Genomic DNA, 21,091 nt, shown 5'->3' with positions numbered 1-21,091 from the left:
GTGCCGCAGCGTGGACCCAGCTTAGGAGCCGGGCGGCGCGCAGTCTTGCGTGAAGTGGCTAAGCCGGCCGCCGCTCTTCCCGCAGCTTGTACTTCAGGATCTTCCCGGTGGGATTGCGCGGCAACGCATCCACAAGCTGCAGTTGCCGCGGCAGCTTGTAGCGGGCCAGCCGCTCGCCCGCGAAGGCCTGCAGTTCATCGAGCCCGAGCGTGTGTCCGGGCTTGAGCGCCACGACCGCCACCACGGTCTCGCCCCACTTCGCGTCGGGCGCGCCGATGACCGCCACCTCCGCGATGGCGGGATGGCCTGCGAGCACGCTCTCGATCTCCGCCGGGTAGACGTTCTCGCCGCCCGTGATGATCATGTCCTTGACCCGGTCGCAGACGTAGTGGAAGCCGTCCGCATCGCGGTAACCGATGTCGCCGGTGCGGAACCAGCCGTCGGCGCCGAGCGCCTGGCGCGTGGCCTCGGGCTGGTTCCAGTAGCCGCGCATCACGTTCGGGCCGCGCACGCAGATCTCTCCGCGCGCCAGCGGCTCGGTCACCTCGCCGCCGTCGGAATCGATCAGCCGGACCTGCGTCAGCAGCGTGGTGTGGCCGACCGAGCCGATCTTCGTCGCTGCGTACTCGGCGGTCAGCGCCGCCACCATCGAAGCCGTCTCGGTGAGGCCGTAGCCCTGCTGGATCGCGATGCCGCGCCCGTTGTACAGGTGCAATAGGGGCTCGGGACAGGGCGCGCCGCCGCACATGATCAGGCGCAGCGCGGACAGGTCGGCCTGGGCGAAGTCCGGCTGCTGGCTCATGAACAGCAGCATCGCGGGCACCGCGAAGACGGTGCTGATGCGATGCTCGGCGAGCGCGGCCAGCGCGGTTGCGGGGTCGAAATGCCGCTGCAGCACCACGTGCCCGCCCTTCAGGAAGGTGGTGAGCGTCAGCACGTTGAGACCGCCGATGTGGAACACCGGCGCGAACACGAGCAGCCGGTCGTCGGCCATCACGTCCATGGTGTACAGCTCGGCGACGTGGTTCCACCAGAAGTTGCCGTGGGTCAGCATCGCCCCCTTGGGCCGCCCGGTGGTGCCCGACGTGTACATGATCACTGCCACGTCATCGGCCGCCGGCGCGGCGGCGGGCGCCGTCCAGGGAGACGCCGCCGCCACGGCGTCGGCCAGGGCCGGCCAGCGCGCGGGGTCGGCCGCCTTGCCGTCGGCGTTCCAGAACGCCCGGCAGCACAGCGACTCGCGCACGCCATCGAGCACCGCATGGTGTGCGGAATCCGCAAGCAGGGTGTGCGCGCCGGCGTCGTCGATGATGTAGGCCAGCTCCGGCCCGGTGAGGCGGAAATTCAGCGGGACGAAGACCGCGCCCAGCTTCGTGGTCGCGAACAGCGCGACGAAGAACATCGGGTTGTTGAAGCCGAGGTAGGCCAGCCGCATGCCGGGCTTCAGCCCCCCTTCGGCGAGCACCGTGGCGAGGCGGTCGACCTCGCCGGCGAGCTCGCCGTAGCGCCAGGTGCGCCCCTCGAAGCTCAGGGCCGGACGGTGAGCGCCACGGCTTGCACGCGCCGAGAACCATTGCCCCATGCCGATCGCCGGCCGGGGTGCAGGCACGCCGCCGAAAGCGAATGGATCCAGGTCGAGCGGGGTGCTCATCGTTCTTCTCCTCGGACATCGGTGGCTTTGCCCGGCGGCGCGCTGCATCGCAGGCACTGCGGGGCGGTTCGATCTGCCGGGGAGCGTAACGGCCCCAACCCGGGTGGTCTTGCGGCAACTGGCTGGCGCCGGTCCGAGCGCTCCAGGGCGCGGACGAGGGGGTTCGGGCCGATGCCGCCAGTGGCAGCAGGTTGGCGCAAGAGAACACCGGGAGACTCCGTTAGGCTGTCGCCCAGGCTGCGCGAATCGCCGTGGACAACCAAGGAGAGACTGATGGACTTCAATCACAGTGACCGGGCGCGTGCCCTCCAGGAACAGCTCTCGGTGTTCATGGATCGGCATGTCTACCCGAACGAGAAGGCTTACGAGGCCGCCGCGCACGACGGCATGCGCGACGGCCGCTACCACGCCCCCGCCCTGCTCGAGGAGCTGAAGGCGAAGGCGAGGGCCGAGGGGCTCTGGAACATGTTTCTGCCGAAGGCGCATGGCGAGCACGGCGCGGGGCTGAGCAACCTCGAGTACGCGCCGCTGGCCGAGATGATGGGCCGGGTGGAATGGGCCTCCGAGGTGTTCAACTGCTCGGCGCCCGACACCGGCAACATGGAGACGCTGGCGCTGTTCGGCAGCGAGGCGCAGAAGCGCGAGTGGCTCGATCCGCTGCTCGACGGACGCATCCGCTCCGCGTTCTCGATGACCGAGCCCGAGGTCGCGTCGAGCGACGCCACCAACATCCGCTGCAGCATCCGCCGCGATGGCGACAGCTACGTGATCAACGGCCGCAAGTGGTTCACCTCGGGCGCGCAGGCCGCTGCCTGCAAGCTGCTGATCGTGATGGGCAAGACCGATCCCGACAATCCGCAGACCCACAAGCAGCAGTCGATGATCCTCGTGCCGCGCGACGCGCCGGGCGTGAAGATCATCCGCGACATCCACGTCTTCGGCTATCAGAGCGGCATCGGCCATCCCGAGATCGTCTACGACAACGTGCGCGTGCCGGCCTCGAACATCCTGCTCGGCGAGGGCCGCGGCTTCGAGATCGCGCAGGGCCGCCTCGGGCCGGGCCGCATCCACCACTGCATGCGGCTGATCGGCGCCGCCCAGCGCGCGCTGGAGCTGATGTGCCAGCGCGCCGAGTCCCGCGCGGCGTTCGGAATGAAACTCTCGGAGCACGGCTCGGTGCGTGAGGACATCGCGCATTCGTTCTGCGAGATCGAGCAAGCCCGGATGATCACGCTGATGGCCGCCGACAAGATGGATCGGCTCGGCAACAAGGTTGCCAAGGACCTGATCGCAGCGGCCAAGATCATCGTGCCGAGCATGGCCGCGCGTGTCATCGACCGCGCGATCCAGGTGCACGGCGGCATGGGGGTGTCGCAGGACACCTTCCTCGCCAAGGCCTACACCTATGCACGTTACATCCGGATCGGCGACGGTCCGGACCAGGTGCACCTGTCGCAGCTCGCCAGGCACCTGATCAGGCAGCACGCACAGCCGGCTGCCGCATGAGCTCGGTGGTCAGCGCCCCGCCCCCCGACCTGGGGCGGCTGGAACCTTACCTGCGGAGCTGCGTGCCCGCCGTGGGCCGCCTGCACGGGGCCAGCCGCATCGTCGGCGGCAACTCGAACCCGATCTGGCGGCTGGAGGCCGACGGCGGCGCCTACATCCTGCGCACCCAGCCTGCCGGGGCGCTGCTGAAGTCGGCGCATGCCCTGGACCGCGAGGTGCGGGTCATCACCGCGCTGCATGGCAGCGCGGTGCCGGTGGCGCGCATCCACGTCCTGTGCAGCGACCTCGACGTGATCGGCGTGCAGTTCTACCTGATGGACTGCGTCGAGGGCGAGGTGCATCGCAACGTGGCGCTGCCCGATGTTCCGCCGGCCCGGCGCGAGGCTGTCTACCGCGCGGCGCTGGACAGCCTGCTGGCCATCCATCGCACCGACCTGGCCGCCACCGGCCTGAGCGACTTCGGCCGGCCGGGCAACTACTTCGAGCGCCAGCTGCATCGCTGGAGCCAGCAGTACCGCACCGCGGTACCCGAGGGCCTGCCGGCACTGGACGCACTCGTCTCGGCGCTCGAGCCGCTGGTGCCGCGCGAACCGGCGCCCACGGTGCTGCTGCACGGCGACTGCCGCCTGGACAACCTGATGTTCGAGCCCGGCACCCCGCGAGTGAAGGCCGTGCTCGACTGGGAGCTGTCGACGCTGGGCCATCCCCTGGCCGACCTGGGACAGTTCCTCGGCGTGCAGGAGTTGCCGCCCGACTACCTGCTGCCGGGCCTCGCCGGAGTGGACCGGGCCGCGCTGGGACTGCCTTCGCAGCAGGCGCTGGCCCGCTACTACCTCGAGCGGAGTGGCCTGCCCGTCGATACCGACCTGCGCTTCCACAAGGCCTTCGCGATGTTCCGCCAGGCGGCGATGTCGGCGGGGCTGCTGCGCCGTGCGCGCGAGGGCACCGCGGTGGCCGAGAGCGCACTGGCCTTCGGTGAAAGCGCCGAGGTGTTCGCCGAGGTGGGGCTGGCGATCCTGGCCGGGCCCCAGGGAACATGAGTTGCTGACTAAGTCGGCGCGGTGAGGTAGCTTCGGCGGTCATGACTGCGAAGCAGCCTCCCTACGATCCTCCCTCCCCGACGAAAGGAGTCCGGCCATGATCGACTCCAGAGAGCCCAAGGATGGCGACTACGCCAGCTACGTCGAGTCCCTGGTCAGCGCCCCGAAGGCCCAGCAGATTCCTGAAACGCCACCGACCGGCTGGGGGCATGGCGGCGGCGCGGGCGCTCCGGGCACTCCGGGCGCTCCGGGGGCTGCCCCGGGCGCACTGCCGGGTGACCCCGCTGGCGCCGTTCCGGGCGGCTTTCCGCGGCAGGCCGCAGGCCCCCACGCCGGCGCGACCCGTCCCGACGCCACCCGCCTCGACGGCGGCGCAACCCGCCGCGACGCGGGCGGGGCGCGGCCAACCGCGGGCGCGACCCGGCCCGATGCCAGCGCCGGCCCGCTCGACGGGGAGTCGCTGGAGATGCGCCTGGAGCGGCTTCGTCGTGCGCTGCCCGTCGCATCGGCAGGGCTGCCGCACCTGTTGCGCCGTATCGCGGGCTTCGCGACCTTCGCAGGGATCGCACTGATCGCGCTGTCTTTCTCAGAAGACCCGCCGTTCTTCGCCCATCCGTTCGGCGGCATCCTGCTGATCACCTCCGGCGCTTTCCTCCGGCGCCTCGCCCGCAAGCTGCCATGAAACTGGAAGTCAAGATTCTCGACCCCCGGATGCGCGACCGCCTTCCGGCCTATGCCACCCCGGGCAGCGCCGGCCTCGACCTGCGCGCCTGCCTGGGCGCGCCGCTGCGGCTCGCTCCGGGCGACACCGAACTGATCCCGACGGGAATCGCAGTGCACGTCGCCGACCCCGGCTTCGCCGCGCTGATCCTGCCGCGCTCCGGGCTAGGCCACAAGCACGGCATCGTGCTCGGCAACCTGGTCGGCCTGATCGATTCCGACTACCAGGGGCAGCTGATGGTGTCCTGCTGGAACCGCGGCCGCGAGGACTTCGTCATCGAACCGATGGAACGGATCGCGCAGCTGGTGATCGTACCGGTGGTGCAGGCGCGCTTCGAGGTGGTGGAGGAATTCGGCGCCAGCGAGCGCGGCGCCGCAGGCTTCGGCAGCACCGGAAAAAGTTAGCGCGCCGCCACCACCAGCTGCTCGAGCTTCGCGGCGTCCGAGACGAAGGCGCGGATCCCTTCGGCCAGCTTCTCGGTGGCCATCGCATCCTCGTTGAACTCGAAGCGGAAGTGCTTCTCGTCGAAGCGCACCCGGTCCAGGTGCAGCTGGCGCGCGGCCGCGGCGTCCAGCCTGCGCTGCACGGGCTGCTCCGACTGCGCCAGTTGGGCGAGCAGTTCCGGGCTGATGGTGAGCAGATCGCAGCCCGCCAGCGCCAGGATCTGCCCGGTATTGCGGAAGCTCGCCCCCATCACTTCGGTGGGATAGCCGTACTTCTTGAAGTACTCGTAGATGCGCCGCACCGACAGCACGCCGGGATCGGCGTCGCCCGCATAATCGACGCCGTCGCGCTTGCGGTACCAGTCGTAGATGCGGCCGACAAAGGGCGAGATCAGCGTGACCCCCGCGTCGGCGCAGGCCACCGCCTGCGGGAAGGAGAAGAGCAGCGTGAGGTTGCAGTGAATGCCGTCGTTCTCCAGGCGCTCGGCGGCACGGATGCCTTCCCAGGTGGCGGCCACCTTGATCAGCACCCGGTCGCGGCCGACGCCCTGCGTGGCGTACAGGTCGACGATGCGGTGGGCCTTGGCGATGGTGCCCTCGGTGTCGAAGGAGAGCCGCGCATCGACCTCGGTGGAGACGCGCCCGGGGATCAGCTTCAGGATCTCGCAGCCGAAGCGCACGAGCAGCCGGTCGCAGACCTCGCCCGCGGTCTCGCCGGAGTGCGCCGCCACCGTCTCTTCGAGCAGCGAGCGGTAGTCGGGCATGCCGACCGCCTTGAGGATCAGCGTGGGGTTGGTGGTGGCGTCGCGCGGCGCGAACGCGCGCATCGAGTTGAAGTCGCCGGTATCGGCGACCACGGTGGTGAACTGCCGGAGCTGGTCTAGCGCGGACATGGCTCGAGGCCTCGGTGGATGCGGACGCGGGGATTATGACCGAATCGGCACGCCCCTCCTGGCGTGAGAAAATCGGCGCCTTCCTCCTGCCCCTGCCCCGGACGGCCCGAATGATCTTCGTCACCGGAGGCGCCGGCTTCATCGGCGCCAACTTCATCCTCGACTGGCTCGCCGGCAGCGACGAGCCAGTGCTCAACATCGACCGGCTCACCTACGCGGGCAATCTGGAGAACCTGGCCAGCGTGGAGCGCGACCCGCGCTACCGCTTCGAGAAGCTGGACGTCTGCGAGCGCGACGCGGTGCTGGCGCTGATGCGCGAACTGCGTCCGCGCGCGCTGATCCACTTCGCCGCCGAGAGCCACGTCGACCGATCGATCCTGGGCCCGGGCGAGTTCGTGCGCACCAACGTCGACGGCACGTTCTCGCTGCTGGAGGCGGCGCGCGCGTACTGGAGCGGACTCGAGGGCGCCGAGCGCCAGGCCTTCCGCTTCCTGCACGTGTCCACCGACGAGGTGTACGGCTCGCTGGAGCCGGACGAGCCCGGGTTCTCGGAGACCACGCCCTATCGGCCCAACAGCCCCTACTCGGCGTCGAAGGCCGCCTCCGACCACCTGGTGCGAGCCTGGCATCACACCTACGGACTGCCGACGCTGACCACCAACTGCTCGAACAACTACGGCCCCTGCCAGTTCCCGGAGAAGCTGATCCCGCTGATCATCGCCAACGCGCTGGCGGGCCGGCCGCTGCCGATCTACGGCGACGGCTTGAACGTGCGCGACTGGCTCTACGTGGGCGACCATTGCGCGGCGATCCGCCGCGTGCTGGAGGCGGGCCGTCCGGGCGAGGTCTACAACGTGGGCGGCAACAACGAGATGCCCAACATCGAGGTGGTGCGCACCGTCTGCCGGCTGCTCGACACGATGCGCCCGGATCCGGCCGGCCCGCGCGAGCGCCTGATCGGCTACGTGGCCGACCGGCCCGGCCATGACCGCCGCTATGCGATCGACGCGCGCAAGATCGCTGGCGAGCTCGGCTGGCGGCCCGCGGAAACCTTCGAGACCGGAATCGGCAAGACGGTGCGCTGGTACCTGGACCACCAGGACTGGGTGGCGCGGGTGCAGTCCGGCGCCTATCGCGAATGGATCGCCAGGAACTACGAGGCACGATGAAATGAAGGGAATCATCCTCGCCGGCGGCTCCGGCACCCGGCTGCACCCGGTCACCCAGGTGGTGTCCAAGCAGCTGCTGCCGATCTACGACAAGCCGATGGTCTATTACCCGCTGTCGACGCTGATGCTTGCCGGCATCCGCGAGATCCTGATCATCTCCACGCCGCAGGACACGCCGCGCTTCGAGCAGCTGCTGGGCGACGGCAGCGCCTGGGGGCTGTCGCTGTCCTACGCGGTGCAGCCCTCGCCCGACGGGCTGGCGCAGGCCTTCCTGATCGGCGAGGAGTTCATCGGCGGCTCGCCCTGCGCGCTGGTGCTCGGCGACAACATCTTCTACGGGCATGACCTGGCTCGCGAGCTCGCGGCTGCCGCGCAGCGCACCAGCGGAGCAACGGTGTTCGCCTACCCGGTGCACGACCCCGAGCGCTACGGCGTGGTGGAATTCGACGCCGCGGGCCGCGCGATCAGCCTGGAGGAGAAGCCCGCCAAGCCGAAGTCGCGCTACGCGGTGACCGGCCTGTACTTCTACGACGAGCAGGTGGTGGGCTTCGCCAGATCGCTGAAGCCCTCGCCGCGCGGCGAACTGGAGATCACCGACCTCAACCGCATCTACCTTGAGCGCGGCGAGCTCGAGGTGCGCGTGATGGGCCGCGGCCACGCCTGGCTGGACACTGGCACGCACGAGTCGCTGATCGAGGCCTCGCTGTTCGTGCAGACGCTGGAGAAGCGGCAGGGGCTGAAGATCGCCTGCCCCGAGGAGATCGCCTACCGGATGGGCTGGATCGACGCCGCGCAGCTCGAAGCGCTGGCGGCCCCGCTGGTCAAGAGCGGCTACGGTCAGTACCTGCTGGGCGTCCTGCGCGACCGGGTGTTCTGATGAAGGCCCAGCTTCCCTCCATGCCGCGCGAACGGACGCCCCGATGAACGTGATCTCCACCACCCTGCCCGGCGTGCTGCTGATCGAGCCGCGCGTGTTCGGCGACGACCGCGGCTTCTTCTTCGAGAGCTTCAATGCGCGCGCCTTCCGCGAGGCCACTGGCGTGACGCTGGACTTCGTGCAGGACAACCACTCGCACTCGCGCCGCGACGTGCTGCGCGGCATCCACTACCAGGTGCGGCAGGCGCAGGGGAAGCTGGTGCGCGCGGTGAGCGGCGAGGTGTTCGACGTAGCGGTGGACCTGCGCCGCGGCTCGCCCAGCTTCGGGCGCTGGGAGGGCTTCGTGCTGTCGGCGCAGAACCGCCGGATGCTGTGGGTGCCGCCGGGTTTCGGCCACGGCTTCCTGGTGCTGTCCGAGTCGGCCGACTTCCTCTACAAGACCACCGACTACTGGGCGCCGGAGCATGAACGCTGCCTGGTATGGAACGACCCCGGCGTGGGCATCGACTGGCCGCTCGATGGGCGCGCGCCGGCGCTGTCGGCCAAGGACGGGCAGGGCCTGCCGCTGGCGCAGGCGGAGTGCTTCGAGTGAGGATCCTGGTCACCGGCGTCTCCGGGCAGGTCGGTCACGACCTGCTGCGCACGCTTGCGCCGCTGGGCGAGGTGGTGGGCCTCGACCGGAGCGCGATGGACCTCGCCTCGCCGGACTCGATCCGCGCCGCGGTGCGCCGGGTGGCGCCGCAGCTGATCTTCAACCCGGCCGCCTACACCGCGGTCGACCGGGCCGAGTCGGAAGCCGACGAGGCGATGCGGATCAACGGCATCGCCCCGGGCGTGCTCGGCGAGGAGGCCGCGCGACTGGGCGCGTGGCTGGTCCACTACTCCACCGACTACGTGTTCGACGGCAGCGGCACGCGCCCCTGGCGGGAGGAGGACCCCACCGGGCCGCTGGGCGTGTACGGGCGCACCAAGCTCGCCGGCGAGCAGGCGGTGGCGGCGAGCGGCTGCCGGCACCTGATCCTGCGCACCAGCTGGGTCTACAGCCTGCGCGGACGCAACTTCCTGACCACGATGCACCGGCTGGCCTGCGAGCGCGAGGAGCTGCGCGTGGTCGACGACCAGGTGGGCGCGCCGACCAGCAGCGCGGCGCTCGCCGACGCGGGCGCGGCGCTCGTCCGGCGCCTGCGCGCCGATCCGCCGCCAGAGGGCGGAATCTTCCACATGAGCTGCGCGGGCGTGGTGTCCTGGTGCGGCTTCGCCCGCGCGATCGTCGACCGGCTGGATGCGGTGTCGCAGGCGCTGGGCGCGCCGCCTCCGGCCCATCGGCCGCGCGTGACCCCGATCCGCACCGAGGACTATCCGACTCCGGCGGCGCGCCCGCGCAACTCGGTGTTGGACAACGGCCGGCTGGCGCGCGGCTTCGGGCAGGCGCTGCCGCACTGGGAAGTCGCACTCAACGCGCTGCTGGCGGGGGGCGGCGAGCGCCCGGTGGCCTGAGGCCGCCGCTCCGCCGCTCCGCCGCGCCCGGCGCCCGGCACCGGGCACCGGGCACCGGGCACCGGGCACCGGGCTTCCAGTCTCGGATTCACCCACCCCGCGGCGGGTTGCACCGGCCGTTTCCGCTAAAGTCTCGCTCCATCAGGGGCGCCCCGCGCGCACCCTCCTCCAAACCGTTTCCGTGACATCAGCCATGCCCACCGCCACCGATCGCTATCCGCACCTGTTCTCCCCGCTCGACCTGGGCTTCACCCGGCTCAAGAACCGGGCGCTGATGGGTTCAATGCACACCGGCCTCGAGGAGGCCGAGAACGGCTTCGAGCGGATGGCGGCCTTCTTCGCCGAGCGCGCCCGCGGCGGCGTGGGCCTGATCATCACCGGCGGCATCTCCCCCAACGAGGAGGGCGGCACCGGCGCCAAGCTGTCGACGCCCGCGGAGGCCGCGCAGCACCGCATCATCACGCAGGCGGTGCACGCCGCCGACCCGGACGTGAAAATCTGCCTGCAGATCCTGCACTCCGGTTCGCTGACGGCCAAGGAGATCTGCGTGGCGCCCTCGGCGGTGAAGTCGCGCATCGGCCGCTTCCGTCCGAACGAGCTGACCGAGGCCGGCATCGAGAAGCAGATCGCAGACTTCGCCAATTGCGCCGCGATGGCGAAGCTGGCCGGCTACGACGGGGTCGAGATCATCGGCTCGGCCGGCTACCTGATCAGCACCTTCCTCGTGCAGAAGACCAACCTGCGCACCGACCAGTGGGGCGGCTCCTGGGAGAACCGGATGCGCTTCCCCATCGAGGTGGTGCGCCGGGTGCGCGCTGCGGTCGGCCCCGACTTCATCCTGGTGTTCCGGATCGCGGCGATGGACATGCTCGAGGGCGGACTGGCCTGGGAGGAGGTGCTCTCGCTGGCCAAGGCGCTCGAGGCCGAGGGCGTGAACGTCATCAGCACGCACTTCTGCTGGCACGAGGCGCCGGTGCCCACCATCGCGACGATGGTGCCGCGCGCCGCGTTCACGCAGGTCACCGGCCGGCTTCGCAAGGAGCTGAAGGTGCCGATGATCACCAGCAACCGGATCAACATGCCGGACGTGGCCGAGGCGGTGCTCGCCCGCGGCGACGCCGACATCGTCTCGATGGCCCGCCCGATGCTGGCCGACCCCGAGCTGGTGCTCAAGGCCGCGCAGGGCCGCGAGGACGAGATCAACACCTGCATCGCCTGCAACCAGGCCTGCCTGGACCACACCTTCGGCGGCCGCCAGCAGGTGAGCTGCCTGGTGAACCCGCGCGCCTGCAACGAGACGCTGCTGAAGTACGAACCCGCGGCCGCCGCGCGGCGCATCGCGGTGGTCGGCGCCGGCCCTGCGGGGCTCGCCTACGCCACGGTGGCTGCGCAGCGCGGCCATGCGGTCACGCTGTTCGACGCCGGCGCCGAGATCGGCGGCCAGTTCAACCTGGCCAAGCGCATCCCCGGCAAGGAGGAGTTCCACGAGACGCTGCGCTACTACCGGACCATGATCGGCAAGCTGGGCATCGACCTGCGCCTGAACACCCGAGTGGACGCCGCGACGCTCCAGCAGATGGGCTTCGACGAGGTGATCGTGGCCACCGGCATCGAGCCGCGCCGCCCGGCGCTCGAGGGCATCGACCACCCGAAGGCGGTGAGCTACATCGACGTGATCCTCGGCCGCAAGCCGGTGGGCAAGCGGGTGGCGATCATGGGCGCGGGCGGCATCGGCTTCGACGTGGCCGAGCTGATCAGCCACGAGGGCGTGTCGGCCTCGATGGACGTCGAGGTGTTCGCCAAGGAGTGGGGGATCGACTTCGAGAACCACCCGCGCGGCGGCGTCACTGGCGTCCAGCGCCAGGTGGCCGCGGCCGATCGCACCGTCTACCTGATGCAGCGCAAGACCGACCCGGTGGGCAAGGGCCTCGGCCGCACCACCGGCTGGACGCATCGCGCCACGCTGAACGCGCGCGGCGTGCAGATGATCAACGGTGTGGAGTACCTGAAGATCGACGACGCCGGCCTGCACACGCTGGTCAGCGGCCAACCGAAGCTCTTCGAAGTGGACAGCGTGATCGTCTGCGCCGGCCAGCTGCCGCTGCGCGGGCTCTACGACGAGTTGCAGGCCGCGGGGGTGAAGTCGACGCTGGTCGGCGGTGCCTTCGAGGCAGCGGAGCTCGACGCCAAGCGGGCGATCGACCAGGCCAGCCGCCTGGCAGCGGTGGCCTGAAAACCTCGAACTGCGAGACGGTCCCAAAGCCGTCTCGCGCCTCGCGCTGACCTCGCGCGCGCCTGGCGGTGAACTCTAGAGCCTCATCCCGGCCCCTGCCCGCCGCCGCGCAGCAGGCGCACCAGCGCCAGCCCCAGGGCGGCGGCCAGCAGCAGGAAGGCCGCCGCGCTCCAGAGCGCGAAGGGAATTCCCAGCAGCGGCAGGTTCGCCTCGGCGCACGAGGCTGTCGCCAGGAACATCGACGGCGCGAGTTCGGGCAGCGACAGCGCCATCACGAGCCGGTCGGCGAGCGTGAGCGCGCAGGAGTCGGTGCGCGACGCAACGAAGTGCTGGTAGAGCGCGGCAGCCAGGCCCGCGGAAACGAGCAGGTCGGCAGTGAGCGCGGCGACCAGGCGCCCGGCGCGAGAACGCAGCACCCACGCCCCGAGCGCGCAGGAAATCCCCGCGAGCAGGAAGATCAGGCGCTGCAGCACGCACCAGGCGCAGGGCTGCATGTCGAAGGCGTGCTGCGCCACCTGCCCGAGGGCAAGCGCCGCAGCACAGAAGCACGCGCAGGCCGCCAGCAGCCTGGCGGCCCCGCCCTGGTCACGATCAGGCAAGCATGTCCTTCCAGATGTTCTGGGCCCAGGCGTTGGCGTAGTTGCCTTCCAGCACCGTGGGGCCAGGGGACAGGCCGCCCGAGCCTTCGACCGTCACCATCGTCTTCTTCGCCGCGTCGTAGCGGTGCACCGAAGCCACGTGCACGACCGTGGTGTCGTCGATGAAGCTGTAGCAGGTGTTGTTCATCATCGCGGGCTGCGGCACGCGCCCGTTCATGCTCTCGACGATGGCAGCAGCCACTGCCTTGCCGTGCTGGTTGGCCATGTGGCCGGACTTGGGCATGGCAGGCGCCGACAGCGTGGCGTCGCCCAGCACGTGGACGCCCGGGGCCGCGGTGGACTCGAGCGTGACCCAGTCGACCTGGCACCAGCGGTTGTTCGCATTGACCAGACCCGCCTGGCGCGCGATCTCGCCCGCGGCCTGCGGCGGCACCACGTTCAGCACGTCGGCCCTGACCTTGTCGCCGATCTCGGTGATCGCGGTCTTCGTGCGCGGGTCGATCTCGGTGACGTTGCTGTTCGGGCGGTACTCGACGATGCCCTTGTACGGCCCGTTGAAGGCCGCCATGAACAGGCCCTTCTTCGAGGTGATGTCCGGATTGGCGTCGAGGATCACCACCTTGGAGCGCGGCTTGCGGGTCTTGAAGTAGTGCGCCACCTGGCAGGCCCGTTCATAGGGCCCGGGCGGGCAGCGGTAGGGCGCAAGCGGGACGGTCAGCACGTAGGTGCCGCCGTCGGGCATGGCCTCGAGCTGACGGCGCAGGTCGACGGTCTGCTGGCCGGCCTTCCAGGCGTGCAGCACGGTCTTCTGCGCTTGCGCGTCCAGGCCCTGGACGGCGCCGAAGTTGAAGTCGACACCGGGGGAGACCACGATGCGGTCGAAGGACTGGTCGGCGATCGAGCCGAAGCTGGCGCGCTTCTTCGCGGCGTCGATCGAGCGGACCTCGTCGCGGACCACCATGACACCGAGGTCGCGCAGACCCTGGTAGCCGACGGTGAGGTCTTCGATCTTGCGCGAGCCGCCCAGCACCAGATTGGACAGCGGGCAGGACACGAATTGCGGACTGCGGTCGACCAGCAGCACCTCGATGCCGGGACCGCCCCAGTGCTTGAGGTACTTGGCTGCGGTGGCGCCGCCGTAGCCCGCTCCGACCACCAGCACGCGGCCGAGCTTCTTGGTCTGGACCGAGGGGGCGACGCTGGCGCATGCGCCCAGGGCCCCGATGGCGGCCGCGCCGCCAATGGCCTGCGCGAAGCGCCGGCGGGAGAAGTTCGTATTGCTCATGCTCTTGCCCCCCTTCACTTCTTCTGCTTCGAGAAGAAATCGGCCATCAGCGCGATCTGCTCGTCGGTGTAGCCCTTGGCGAGCTGGTGCATGATCGTCCCCTGGCGCGCGCCGCTGCGGAACGCGCTCATCTGCTCGATCATGTAGGTGCGCGACAGCCCCGCGATGCCGGGCATGCCGCCGCCGCCGGCGGAGCGGCCGTCGGTGCCGTGGCAGTTGGCGCAGGTGGCAGCGAGGTAGCGGCCGGGCTCATTCTCCTGAGCCTGAGCGGGCGGCGCTCCGAAGAGCAGGGCTGCGGCAAGAGCGGCTGCCGGGGCAGCCGCTCGCGAGATCTTCTTCATGTCGTCTTGTCCTCCTGTCGGGCGGAATCACCGGGCAGCCGATCATAGGTGCGGCCGCTCGGGCGAACCAGATCCTGATCTGGCGCGATAAGCATATCAGCCGACATCGCGGCGACGCCGAACGACGAACCGCGCGCGAGCTCCAGACGAAACAAAGGGCGGCTCGCGCCGCCCCCCGGTGTCACCGCAGCCCGTCGAGGCCGCGGCGACGATGCGCCTGCGCGCTGCCGCTCAGGCCGGCAGCACCGCCACGCGCTCCTCGCCCTCGCCCGGCGCGGCCGGCGGCTCGTCGCTGTAGGACAGCACCACCTCGCCGGCCTCGTCGAGGTCGACCGTCACCCTGCCCCCGCCCACCAGCTTGCCGAACAGCAGTTCGTCGGCGAGCGCCTTGCGGATGGTGTCCTGGATGAGCCGTTGCATCGGCCGGGCGCCCATCAGCGGGTCGAAGCCCTTCTTGGAGAGCATCGCGCGCAGGGCCTCGGTGAAGATCACCTCCACCTTCTTCTCGTGCAGCTGCTCCTCGAGCTGCATCAGGAACTTGTCCACCACGCGCAGGATGATGTCCTCGTCGAGCGCGCGGAAGCTGATGATGGAGTCAAGGCGGTTGCGGAACTCCGGCGTGAACATCCGCTTGATCTCGATCATCTCGTCGCCCGCCTGGCGGTTGTCCGAGAAGCCGATGCCGCGCCGCTGGAGCTCGGCCGCGCCCGCGTTGGTGGTCATGATGATGATCACGTTGCGGAAGTCGGCCTTGCGCCCGTTGTTGTCGGTGAGGGTGCCGTGGTCCATCACCTGCAGCAGGATGTTGAAGATGTCCGGGTGGGCCTTCTCGATCTCGTCGAGCAGCAGCACCGCGTGCGGCTTCTTGGCGATGGCCTCGGTGAGCAGGCCACCCTGGTCGAAGCCGACATAGCCCGGGGGCGCACCGATCAGGCGCGAGACCGCGTGCCGCTCCATGTACTCGGACATGTCGAAGCGGATGAGCTCGATGCCGAGAATGAAGGCCAGCTGCTTGGCGACCTCGGTCTTGCCGACGCCGGTGGGGCCGGAGAACAGGAAGGCGCCGATCGGCTTGTCGGGTTTGCCGAGACCGGAGCGCGACATCTTGATGGCCGCTGCGAGCGCGTCGATCGCCGGCTCCTGGCCGAACACCGTGGCCTTCAGGTCGCGGTCGAGGGTCTGCAGCTTGCTGCGGTCGTCGGAGGACACCGAGGCCGGCGGGATGCGCGCGATCTTGGAGACGATGTCCTCGATCTCGCCCTTGCCGATGACCTTCTTCTGCTTGCTCTTGGGCAGGATGCGCTGGGCCGCGCCCGCCTCGTCGATCACGTCGATCGCCTTGTCGGGCAGGTGGCGGTCGTTGATGAACTTCGCCGACAGCTCGGCGGCAGCCGACAGCGCCGACGCCGAGTACTTGACGCCGTGGTGCTCCTCGAAGCGGGACTTCAGGCCGCGCAGGATCTGCACGGTCTGCTCCACCGAAGGCTCGTTGACGTCGATCTTCTGGAAGCGCCGCGACAGGGCGTGGTCTTTCTCGAAGATGCCCCGGTACTCGTTGTAGGTGGTGGCGCCGATGCACTTGAGCGTGCCCGACGACAGCGCCGGCTTGAGCAGGTTGGAGGCGTCGAGCGTGCCGCCCGAGGCCGAGCCTGCGCCGATCAGCGTGTGGATCTCGTCGATGAAGAGAATGGCGTGCTGGGCGGCCTTGAGCTGCTTGAGCACGGTCTTCAGGCGCTGTTCGAAGTCGCCGCGGTACTTGGTGCCGGCCAGCAGCGCGCCCATGTCGAGCGAGTAGACGGTGGCATCGGCAAGCACTTCGGGCACCTCGCCCTGGGTGATGCGCCAGGCCAGCCCCTCGGCGATGGCGGTCTTGCCGACGCCGGCCTCGCCGACCAGCAGCGGATTGTTCTTGCGGCGGCGGCACAGCACCTGGATGACGCGCTCCACCTCGTGCTCGCGGCCGATCAGCGGGTCGATGCGGCCTTCGCGCGCGGCGACGTTCAGGTTCTGCGTGAACTGGTCGAGCGCGCTCTGCTGGCCGTTCGCGCCGCCATCCTGTTCGGCCTCGGCCGGCTCGTCCTTCTGCTGCTCCTTGGGCTGCGGATTCTTGGTGATGCCGTGCGAGATGTAGTTGACGACATCCAGGCGCGTGATTCCCTGCTGGTGCAGGTAGTACACCGCGTGCGAATCCTTCTCGCCGAAGATGGCCACCAGCACGTTGGCGCCCGTGACCTCCTTCTTGCCGTTGGAGGTGGACTGCACATGCATGATCGCCCGCTGGATCACCCGCTGGAAGCCCAGCGTGGGCTGGGTGTCGATTTCCTCGGTGCCCGGCACTACCGGCGTGTTCTCCTTGATGAAGCCGGTGAGGCTCTTGCGGAGATCGTCGATGTTGGCCGCACACGCACGCAGCACTTCCGCCGCGGACGGGTTGTCGAGCAGGGCAAGCAGCAGATGCTCCACGGTGATGAACTCGTGGCGCTGCTGGCGGGCCTCGACGAAGGCCATGTGAAGACTGACTTCAAGTTCCTGCGCGATCATACTTCCTCCATCACGCACTGCAGCGGGTGCTGGTGCTCGCGTGAATAACTGCAAACCTGTTCAACCTTGGTCGCAGCAACGTCCCTCGGGTATACACCACAGACGCCACGACCTTCGCGGTGCACCGTCAACATCACCTGCGTGGCCTTCTCCCGGCCCATTCCGAAGAACTTCTGCAGCACGCTGACCACGAACTCCATCGGGGTGAAGTCATCGTTCAGCAGCAGAACCTGATACATCGGCGGCGGTTTAAGCCGCGATTCCTGCCGCTCCACTACCGTGGAGGGATCGTGCTTGGTCGCCATGAAGCCCATTCTAACGAGTCAGTGCGGCACTGCAAGGAGCAGTGACCGCCCGGTCACGCCCGTTGGTGCGCCACATCACGTACGCCAACCTTGACAAGCACTCTGCATTGAAAAAGAATCCCTGCGTGCCTTAGGGTTGAAACCCTCGGTCGGCGCCGCCTGCGTTCCACGCTGAATCCGATATCGGGGCGGTCGAGGCACTTTTCCAGTGTGCCGCACGCATCGGTCTACAAGAAAGGAAGTCAGTCATGGCAACGGGTACCGTCAAGTGGTTCAACGACGCAAAGGGTTTTGGGTTCATCACGCCGGACGACGGCGGTGAGGACCTGTTCGCGCACTTCTCCGCGATCCAGGGGAACGGCTTCAAGAGCCTGCAGGAAGGGCAAAAGGTGCTGTTCGATGTGGTGACGGGCCCGAAGGGCAAGCAGGCGTCCAATATCCAGCCGCAGTAAGACGGTCGCCGCCTAGGGCGGCGATCTTATCGAGAACGCCGGGCGCTTGCCCGGCGTTTTCGTTTTCGGCGTCCGGCTGCAGGCCAGGGTGCGCGATTCGAAGTTGTGTTGGTAATCGTTCTCATTCGCCTTTACATTTGCTTACGTCTTGGTTACGGTTGCGGCCGACGTCTCCTCCTCCAAACCCGTAACCGAAACGAGATGATCCGAACCAACGCCCGTCCCGCCCCTCGATCCGCCGCCCTCGCGCTGAGCTGCGCGCTGGCCTGCCTCGCTCCGGTCCTCGCACTCGCCCAGCAGGCCGCGCCGGCCGGCGGCGCCGATGCCACGGCCCCCAGCGCCACGCTCGGCGAAGTCCGCATCGTCGCCCGCCCGGAGGACCCCCAGAGCTCGCCGGGCTCGGCCTACGTCCTCACCGAGCGAGAGCTCGCCAAGTTCCAGGCGAGCAACGTGCACAGCATCCTGCGCAGCGTCCCCGGCGTGTACCTGCGCGAGGAGGACGGGCTGGGTACCTTCCCGCGCATCGGCATCCGCGCCTCCTCGTCCGGGCGCAGCGACCGGGTCTCGATCATGGAAGACGGCGTTCCCGCCGCGATGGCGCCTTACGCAAATCCCTCGGCCTACTACTTCCCTACCGTCGGCCGGATGAGCAGCATCGAGGTGCTGAAGGGGCCGGAGGTGCTGCTGTACGGCCCGCAGACGACCTCGGGCGCGATCAACCTGCTGTCCACCCCGATCCCGGCGAAGCCCGCCGGCTACCTGAACCTGGAGCTCGGCAGCCAGGACACCCGCAAGCTGCACGGCTGGGCCGGCGGCACCTACGGGCAGTGGGGCGTGCTGGTGGAGACCTGGCAGCGCGACACCGACGGCTTCCAGCGGATCGACCGCTCGAACCGCACCGCGGGCAGCGATGCGTCGGAGTACCTGGTGAAACTGCGCTGGCGCAGCGCCCCCGAGGCCCGTCATGCCCAGCAGGTCGACCTGAAGCTGTTCGACGGCGACGAGACGGCCGACGTCAGCTACCTGGGGCTGACCGACGCCGACTTCCGCCGCAACCCGGACCGCCGCTACGGGCTGAGCGAACTCGAACGGATGAACCGCGGCCGCAAGTCGGCCAGCCTGCGCCACCAGATCGCGCTGGACGCCGACACCCTGGTGACCACCACCGCCTACTGGAGCGACACCTATCGCCACTACACCCGGCTGGGCCAGGTCAACGGCGTGGGCATCGGCGGCACCGGGGTGACCTGGGCGGTGAACAACGGACTCGCCAATGGCGCCCTGCTCCAGGGAATCCTGGACGGCACCGCCGACACCACCCACGCCAACGGCGTGCGCTACAACAATAACAACCAGGACTTCACCAGCACCGGGGTGCAGGCCGAGCTGCTGCGCGGCTTCTCCACCGGCAAGGTGCGGCACGAACTGATCGCGGGCGTTCGCGCGCACCGGGACGAGACGCGCAGTGCCAGTCCCTTCACCTACTACCGCCAGGTCAACGGCAGCCTGGTCTTCGATCGCTTCGCGGACGCATCCGCCACCGACGGGGAAGCCAAGGCGCTGTCCTTCTGGATCGGCGACAGGATCGACCTGGGCCGCCTGAAGCTGCTGCCCCTGCTGCGGCACGAGCGGATCGAGACGCGCGCCAACGTCGCGCAACCGCGCACCGACGGCAACAGCAACCGCCTGAACGAGACGACGCTCGGCCTGGGCGCGAACTACGCGCTGTCAGACCGCTGGACGCTGCTGGCCGGGGTGCACCAGGGCTTCGCGCCGCCCGGGTCGTCCGCCTCGCGCGGAACCCGCGGCGAGGAGAGCTTGAACCTCGAGGCCGGAGTGCGCTGGCGCGGCGAGCGCGGCGGATTCGATGCGATCGCCTTCCACAGCGACTTCAGCAATGCGCTGCGCAATTGCCTGGTGGCCAACCCCTGCCCCGGGGGCGTGACCGAAGGCACGGAGCAGACCGGCTCGAAGGACGTCTACGGCCTGGAGTTCGGCGCCTTCGCCGAGCTTGGACGCATGGGCAGCGTGAGCTTCCCGGCGCGCCTGGCCTACACCTACACCGACGGGAAGTACACGCGCGACTCCGACGTCGCCAACGGCGTGCTGAAGGGCGACGCGCTGGACTACACGCCGAAGCACGTGGCCTCGCTTCAGCTGGGGGCCGAGAGCGGAGCGGGCTGGAACGCCTACGCCTCGTTCAACTACAGCGACGGCGCCTGCGTGACCACCACCTGCGACCGCGAAGGCGTCGACACCCGCTTCCTGCGCACGCAAAGCCTGTTCACCGTGGACCTGGCTGCCTCGCTGCGCGTGAGCCCCTCGCTCGACCTGTACGCACGGGTGGAGAACCTGTTCGACGAGCGGCGGATCACGCACCGCGGCGCCGACGGGGCCCGCGGCAATCCGGCGCGCTACGTGGGCGTGGGGGTGCGGGCACGCTTCTGAGTCCGCTGCGCCGGCTTGCCTCCCCCTTCAGCGGCCGCCGGCCTCCTCGATCATTTCCACTGCGCGCCGAGCGAAGGCCGAGGCCCGCGCACCGACCCTCAGCGCATCGGCCGAAGCCGCCGTGCCGGTGCGGGCCCGCTTCGCGATCCCCTCGATGATCACCGACAGGCGGAACAGCGAGAAGGCCTTGTGGAAGACCGTGACCGGCTCCTGCGCGCCGCCGCAGGCAGCGTAGTGCGCGAAGTACTCGTCCTCGGACGGGATGCCCATTGCCGCCAGGTCCAGGCCGTGGATGCCGTTGAAGACCGGGCCCGGCACGGTGTACCAGGGCATGGCGCTGAACGCGACGTCGGCCAGCGGATGGCCCAGCGTCGACAGCTCCCAGTCGAGCACGCCGACGATGCGCGGCTCGGTGGGATGGGTGATCAGGTTGCCGAGCTTGAAGTCGCCATGGGCGATCGTGCACAGCGTGCTCGCCGGCTTGTTGCGCGCCAGCCAGTCGATCAGGAAGTCGATGTCCGGGTTCTCGGCCAGCTTCGACAGCGCCCACTGCCTGGTCCAGCGCCCGATCTGGCGCTCGAAGTAATCGCCGGGCCGGCCGAAGTCGTCAAGTCCCGCTGCGGCCCAGTCGACGCGATGCAGCCTGGCCAGCGTCTCGGCCATCGACAGCAGCAGCGCGCGCCGCTGCGCCGGCTCGAAGCCGGGCAGCGCCAGGTCGGTGAGCACGCGGCCCTCGATGCGGTCCATCAGGTAGAAGGGCGTGCCGACCACCGATTCGTCGTCGCTGTAGAGCACGGTGCGCGGCACCGGCACGTCGGCCGACTGCAGCGCCTGCATGATGCGGAACTCGCGGTCGACCGCATGCGCTGAGGGCAGCAGCACGCCCGCCGGCTTCTTGCGCATCACCATGCGCCGGTTGTCGAACTCGACGAAGAAGGTGGGATTGGATTGCCCGCCGCCGATGCGCTCCAGGCGCATCGCGCCCTGCAGGCCGTCGATGCGGCCCTTCAGGAAGCGCTCCAGGACGGCGGGAGCGAAGTCGGTCACCGGCGCGCCGGTCGTGGTGCTCATCATTGCCTCGGCTGCCGGC

19 protein-coding genes are annotated in these 21,091 nt (G+C 69.3%); 11 read left to right on the top strand and 8 right to left on the bottom strand.

Translation table 11 applies throughout. From position 1 onward, the window contains the following. Positions 1–58: 58 nt before the first annotated feature. Positions 59–1,651, bottom strand: a complete 1,593-nt coding sequence (locus tag HNQ70_RS04205; RefSeq protein WP_183964596.1) for an acyl-CoA synthetase — start codon at positions 1,649–1,651, stop codon at positions 59–61. A gap of 273 nt (positions 1,652–1,924) precedes the next feature. Here HNQ70_RS04205 and HNQ70_RS04200 point away from each other — a divergent pair, with 273 nt between their 5' ends. The 4 genes from HNQ70_RS04200 to dut all read left to right on the top strand — a co-directional run bounded on the left by HNQ70_RS04200 (position 1,925) and on the right by dut (position 5,322). Next, positions 1,925–3,157, top strand: a complete 1,233-nt coding sequence (locus HNQ70_RS04200; RefSeq protein WP_183964594.1) for an acyl-CoA dehydrogenase family protein — start codon at positions 1,925–1,927, stop codon at positions 3,155–3,157. Continuing rightward, positions 3,154–4,197 carry a phosphotransferase family protein gene (locus HNQ70_RS04195; RefSeq protein WP_183964591.1) on the top strand — a complete coding sequence of 348 codons (1,044 nt, stop codon included), beginning with the start codon at positions 3,154–3,156 and terminating at the stop codon, positions 4,195–4,197. The genes HNQ70_RS04200 and HNQ70_RS04195 overlap by 4 nt, the downstream gene beginning before the upstream one ends. Before the next feature lie 97 nt (positions 4,198–4,294). Then, complete coding sequence (locus tag HNQ70_RS04190) at positions 4,295–4,879, top strand: hypothetical protein (RefSeq protein WP_183964589.1); 585 nt, start codon at positions 4,295–4,297, stop codon at positions 4,877–4,879. Continuing rightward, on the top strand, positions 4,876–5,322 hold the full coding sequence (gene dut, locus HNQ70_RS04185; RefSeq protein WP_183964587.1) for a dUTP diphosphatase: 447 nt from the start codon (positions 4,876–4,878) through the stop codon (positions 5,320–5,322). Before HNQ70_RS04190 ends, dut begins: the two co-directional genes overlap by 4 nt. Here the strand turns inward: dut and tal are convergent. After that, positions 5,319–6,254, bottom strand: coding sequence for a transaldolase (gene tal / locus HNQ70_RS04180; RefSeq protein WP_183964585.1), 936 nt, complete (start codon positions 6,252–6,254; stop codon positions 5,319–5,321). The genes dut and tal overlap by 4 nt on opposite strands. Before the next feature lie 110 nt (positions 6,255–6,364). On the opposite strand from tal, the gene rfbB reads away from it, so the two are divergent. From rfbB to HNQ70_RS04155, 5 genes are all read left to right on the top strand, one after another. Continuing rightward, positions 6,365–7,423: a dTDP-glucose 4,6-dehydratase gene (gene rfbB, locus HNQ70_RS04175; protein WP_183964583.1), complete on the top strand. Its 1,059-nt coding sequence runs from the start codon at positions 6,365–6,367 to the stop codon at positions 7,421–7,423. Position 7,424: 1 nt separating this feature from the next. Continuing rightward, the gene (rfbA, locus tag HNQ70_RS04170) at positions 7,425–8,300 is read left to right on the top strand and encodes a glucose-1-phosphate thymidylyltransferase RfbA (RefSeq protein WP_183964582.1); all 876 of its coding nucleotides are present in this window, start codon (positions 7,425–7,427) and stop codon (positions 8,298–8,300) included. 43 nt (positions 8,301–8,343) lie between these two features. Continuing rightward, positions 8,344–8,892, top strand: coding sequence for a dTDP-4-dehydrorhamnose 3,5-epimerase (gene rfbC / locus HNQ70_RS04165; protein WP_183964580.1), 549 nt, complete (start codon positions 8,344–8,346; stop codon positions 8,890–8,892). Next, on the top strand, positions 8,889–9,797 hold the full coding sequence (gene rfbD / locus HNQ70_RS04160; RefSeq protein ID WP_343060629.1) for a dTDP-4-dehydrorhamnose reductase: 909 nt from the start codon (positions 8,889–8,891) through the stop codon (positions 9,795–9,797). The genes rfbC and rfbD overlap by 4 nt, the downstream gene beginning before the upstream one ends. A gap of 193 nt (positions 9,798–9,990) precedes the next feature. After that, complete coding sequence (locus HNQ70_RS04155; RefSeq protein WP_183964576.1) at positions 9,991–12,030, top strand: NADPH-dependent 2,4-dienoyl-CoA reductase; 2,040 nt, start codon at positions 9,991–9,993, stop codon at positions 12,028–12,030. A gap of 83 nt (positions 12,031–12,113) precedes the next feature. Here HNQ70_RS04155 and HNQ70_RS04150 read toward each other — a convergent pair whose 3' ends face one another. From HNQ70_RS04150 to clpS, 5 genes are all read right to left on the bottom strand, one after another. Next, positions 12,114–12,629 (bottom strand): disulfide bond formation protein B, encoded by a 516-nt coding sequence (locus HNQ70_RS04150; RefSeq protein WP_183964574.1) that lies wholly within the window; start codon positions 12,627–12,629, stop codon positions 12,114–12,116. Beyond that, the gene (locus HNQ70_RS04145; protein ID WP_183964572.1) at positions 12,622–13,914 is read right to left on the bottom strand and encodes an NAD(P)/FAD-dependent oxidoreductase; all 1,293 of its coding nucleotides are present in this window, start codon (positions 13,912–13,914) and stop codon (positions 12,622–12,624) included. Before HNQ70_RS04145 ends, HNQ70_RS04150 begins: the two co-directional genes overlap by 8 nt. Before the next feature lie 14 nt (positions 13,915–13,928). After that, positions 13,929–14,255, bottom strand: coding sequence for a c-type cytochrome (locus HNQ70_RS04140; RefSeq protein ID WP_183964570.1), 327 nt, complete (start codon positions 14,253–14,255; stop codon positions 13,929–13,931). Between the two features lie 231 nt (positions 14,256–14,486). Next, positions 14,487–16,796, bottom strand: a complete 2,310-nt coding sequence (clpA, locus tag HNQ70_RS04135; RefSeq protein WP_183964567.1) for an ATP-dependent Clp protease ATP-binding subunit ClpA — start codon at positions 16,794–16,796, stop codon at positions 14,487–14,489. Continuing rightward, the gene (gene clpS, locus HNQ70_RS04130; RefSeq protein ID WP_183964565.1) at positions 16,793–17,101 is read right to left on the bottom strand and encodes an ATP-dependent Clp protease adapter ClpS; all 309 of its coding nucleotides are present in this window, start codon (positions 17,099–17,101) and stop codon (positions 16,793–16,795) included. Before clpS ends, clpA begins: the two co-directional genes overlap by 4 nt. Positions 17,102–17,349: 248 nt before the next feature. Here clpS and HNQ70_RS04125 point away from each other — a divergent pair, with 248 nt between their 5' ends. Beyond that, entirely contained in the window at positions 17,350–17,553 is a 204-nt protein-coding gene (locus tag HNQ70_RS04125; RefSeq protein WP_183964563.1) for a cold-shock protein, read from the top strand. 201 nt (positions 17,554–17,754) lie between these two features. After that, positions 17,755–20,001 carry a TonB-dependent receptor family protein gene (locus HNQ70_RS04120; RefSeq protein WP_183964561.1) on the top strand — a complete coding sequence of 749 codons (2,247 nt, stop codon included), beginning with the start codon at positions 17,755–17,757 and terminating at the stop codon, positions 19,999–20,001. Positions 20,002–20,028: 27 nt separating this feature from the next. On the opposite strand, the gene HNQ70_RS04115 is transcribed toward HNQ70_RS04120, so the two are convergent. Then, positions 20,029–21,072, bottom strand: coding sequence for a phosphotransferase family protein (locus HNQ70_RS04115; protein ID WP_183964559.1), 1,044 nt, complete (start codon positions 21,070–21,072; stop codon positions 20,029–20,031). Positions 21,073–21,091 lie beyond the last annotated feature (19 nt).

It is taken from the genome of Quisquiliibacterium transsilvanicum, assembly GCF_014202215.1.
GTDB lineage: Bacteria > Pseudomonadota > Gammaproteobacteria > Burkholderiales > Burkholderiaceae_E > Quisquiliibacterium > Quisquiliibacterium transsilvanicum.
The sequence above is the reverse complement of the archived record's forward strand: the minus strand, read 5'-3'. Positions and strand labels throughout refer to the sequence as shown.

Excerpts from the sequence above, each read along its gene's own strand:
- tal (WP_183964585.1), bottom strand. The coding sequence starts at position 6,254 with ATGTCCGCGCTAGACCAGCTCCGGCAGTTCACCACCGTGGTCGCCGAT.
- rfbB (WP_183964583.1), top strand. The coding sequence starts at position 6,365 with ATGATCTTCGTCACCGGAGGCGCCGGCTTCATCGGCGCCAACTTCATC.
- rfbC (WP_183964580.1), top strand. The coding sequence starts at position 8,344 with ATGAACGTGATCTCCACCACCCTGCCCGGCGTGCTGCTGATCGAGCCG.
- HNQ70_RS04155 (WP_183964576.1), top strand. The coding sequence starts at position 9,991 with ATGCCCACCGCCACCGATCGCTATCCGCACCTGTTCTCCCCGCTCGAC.
- dut (WP_183964587.1), top strand. The coding sequence starts at position 4,876 with ATGAAACTGGAAGTCAAGATTCTCGACCCCCGGATGCGCGACCGCCTT.
- HNQ70_RS04120 (WP_183964561.1), top strand. The coding sequence starts at position 17,755 with ATGATCCGAACCAACGCCCGTCCCGCCCCTCGATCCGCCGCCCTCGCG.
- HNQ70_RS04140 (WP_183964570.1), bottom strand. The coding sequence starts at position 14,255 with ATGAAGAAGATCTCGCGAGCGGCTGCCCCGGCAGCCGCTCTTGCCGCA.
- HNQ70_RS04195 (WP_183964591.1), top strand. The coding sequence starts at position 3,154 with ATGAGCTCGGTGGTCAGCGCCCCGCCCCCCGACCTGGGGCGGCTGGAA.
- HNQ70_RS04125 (WP_183964563.1), top strand. The coding sequence starts at position 17,350 with ATGGCAACGGGTACCGTCAAGTGGTTCAACGACGCAAAGGGTTTTGGG.
- clpS (WP_183964565.1), bottom strand. The coding sequence starts at position 17,101 with ATGGCGACCAAGCACGATCCCTCCACGGTAGTGGAGCGGCAGGAATCG.
- HNQ70_RS04145 (WP_183964572.1), bottom strand. The coding sequence starts at position 13,914 with ATGAGCAATACGAACTTCTCCCGCCGGCGCTTCGCGCAGGCCATTGGC.
- HNQ70_RS04190 (WP_183964589.1), top strand. The coding sequence starts at position 4,295 with ATGATCGACTCCAGAGAGCCCAAGGATGGCGACTACGCCAGCTACGTC.
- HNQ70_RS04205 (WP_183964596.1), bottom strand. The coding sequence starts at position 1,651 with ATGAGCACCCCGCTCGACCTGGATCCATTCGCTTTCGGCGGCGTGCCT.
- rfbA (WP_183964582.1), top strand. The coding sequence starts at position 7,425 with ATGAAGGGAATCATCCTCGCCGGCGGCTCCGGCACCCGGCTGCACCCG.
- HNQ70_RS04115 (WP_183964559.1), bottom strand. The coding sequence starts at position 21,072 with ATGAGCACCACGACCGGCGCGCCGGTGACCGACTTCGCTCCCGCCGTC.
- HNQ70_RS04200 (WP_183964594.1), top strand. The coding sequence starts at position 1,925 with ATGGACTTCAATCACAGTGACCGGGCGCGTGCCCTCCAGGAACAGCTC.
- clpA (WP_183964567.1), bottom strand. The coding sequence starts at position 16,796 with ATGATCGCGCAGGAACTTGAAGTCAGTCTTCACATGGCCTTCGTCGAG.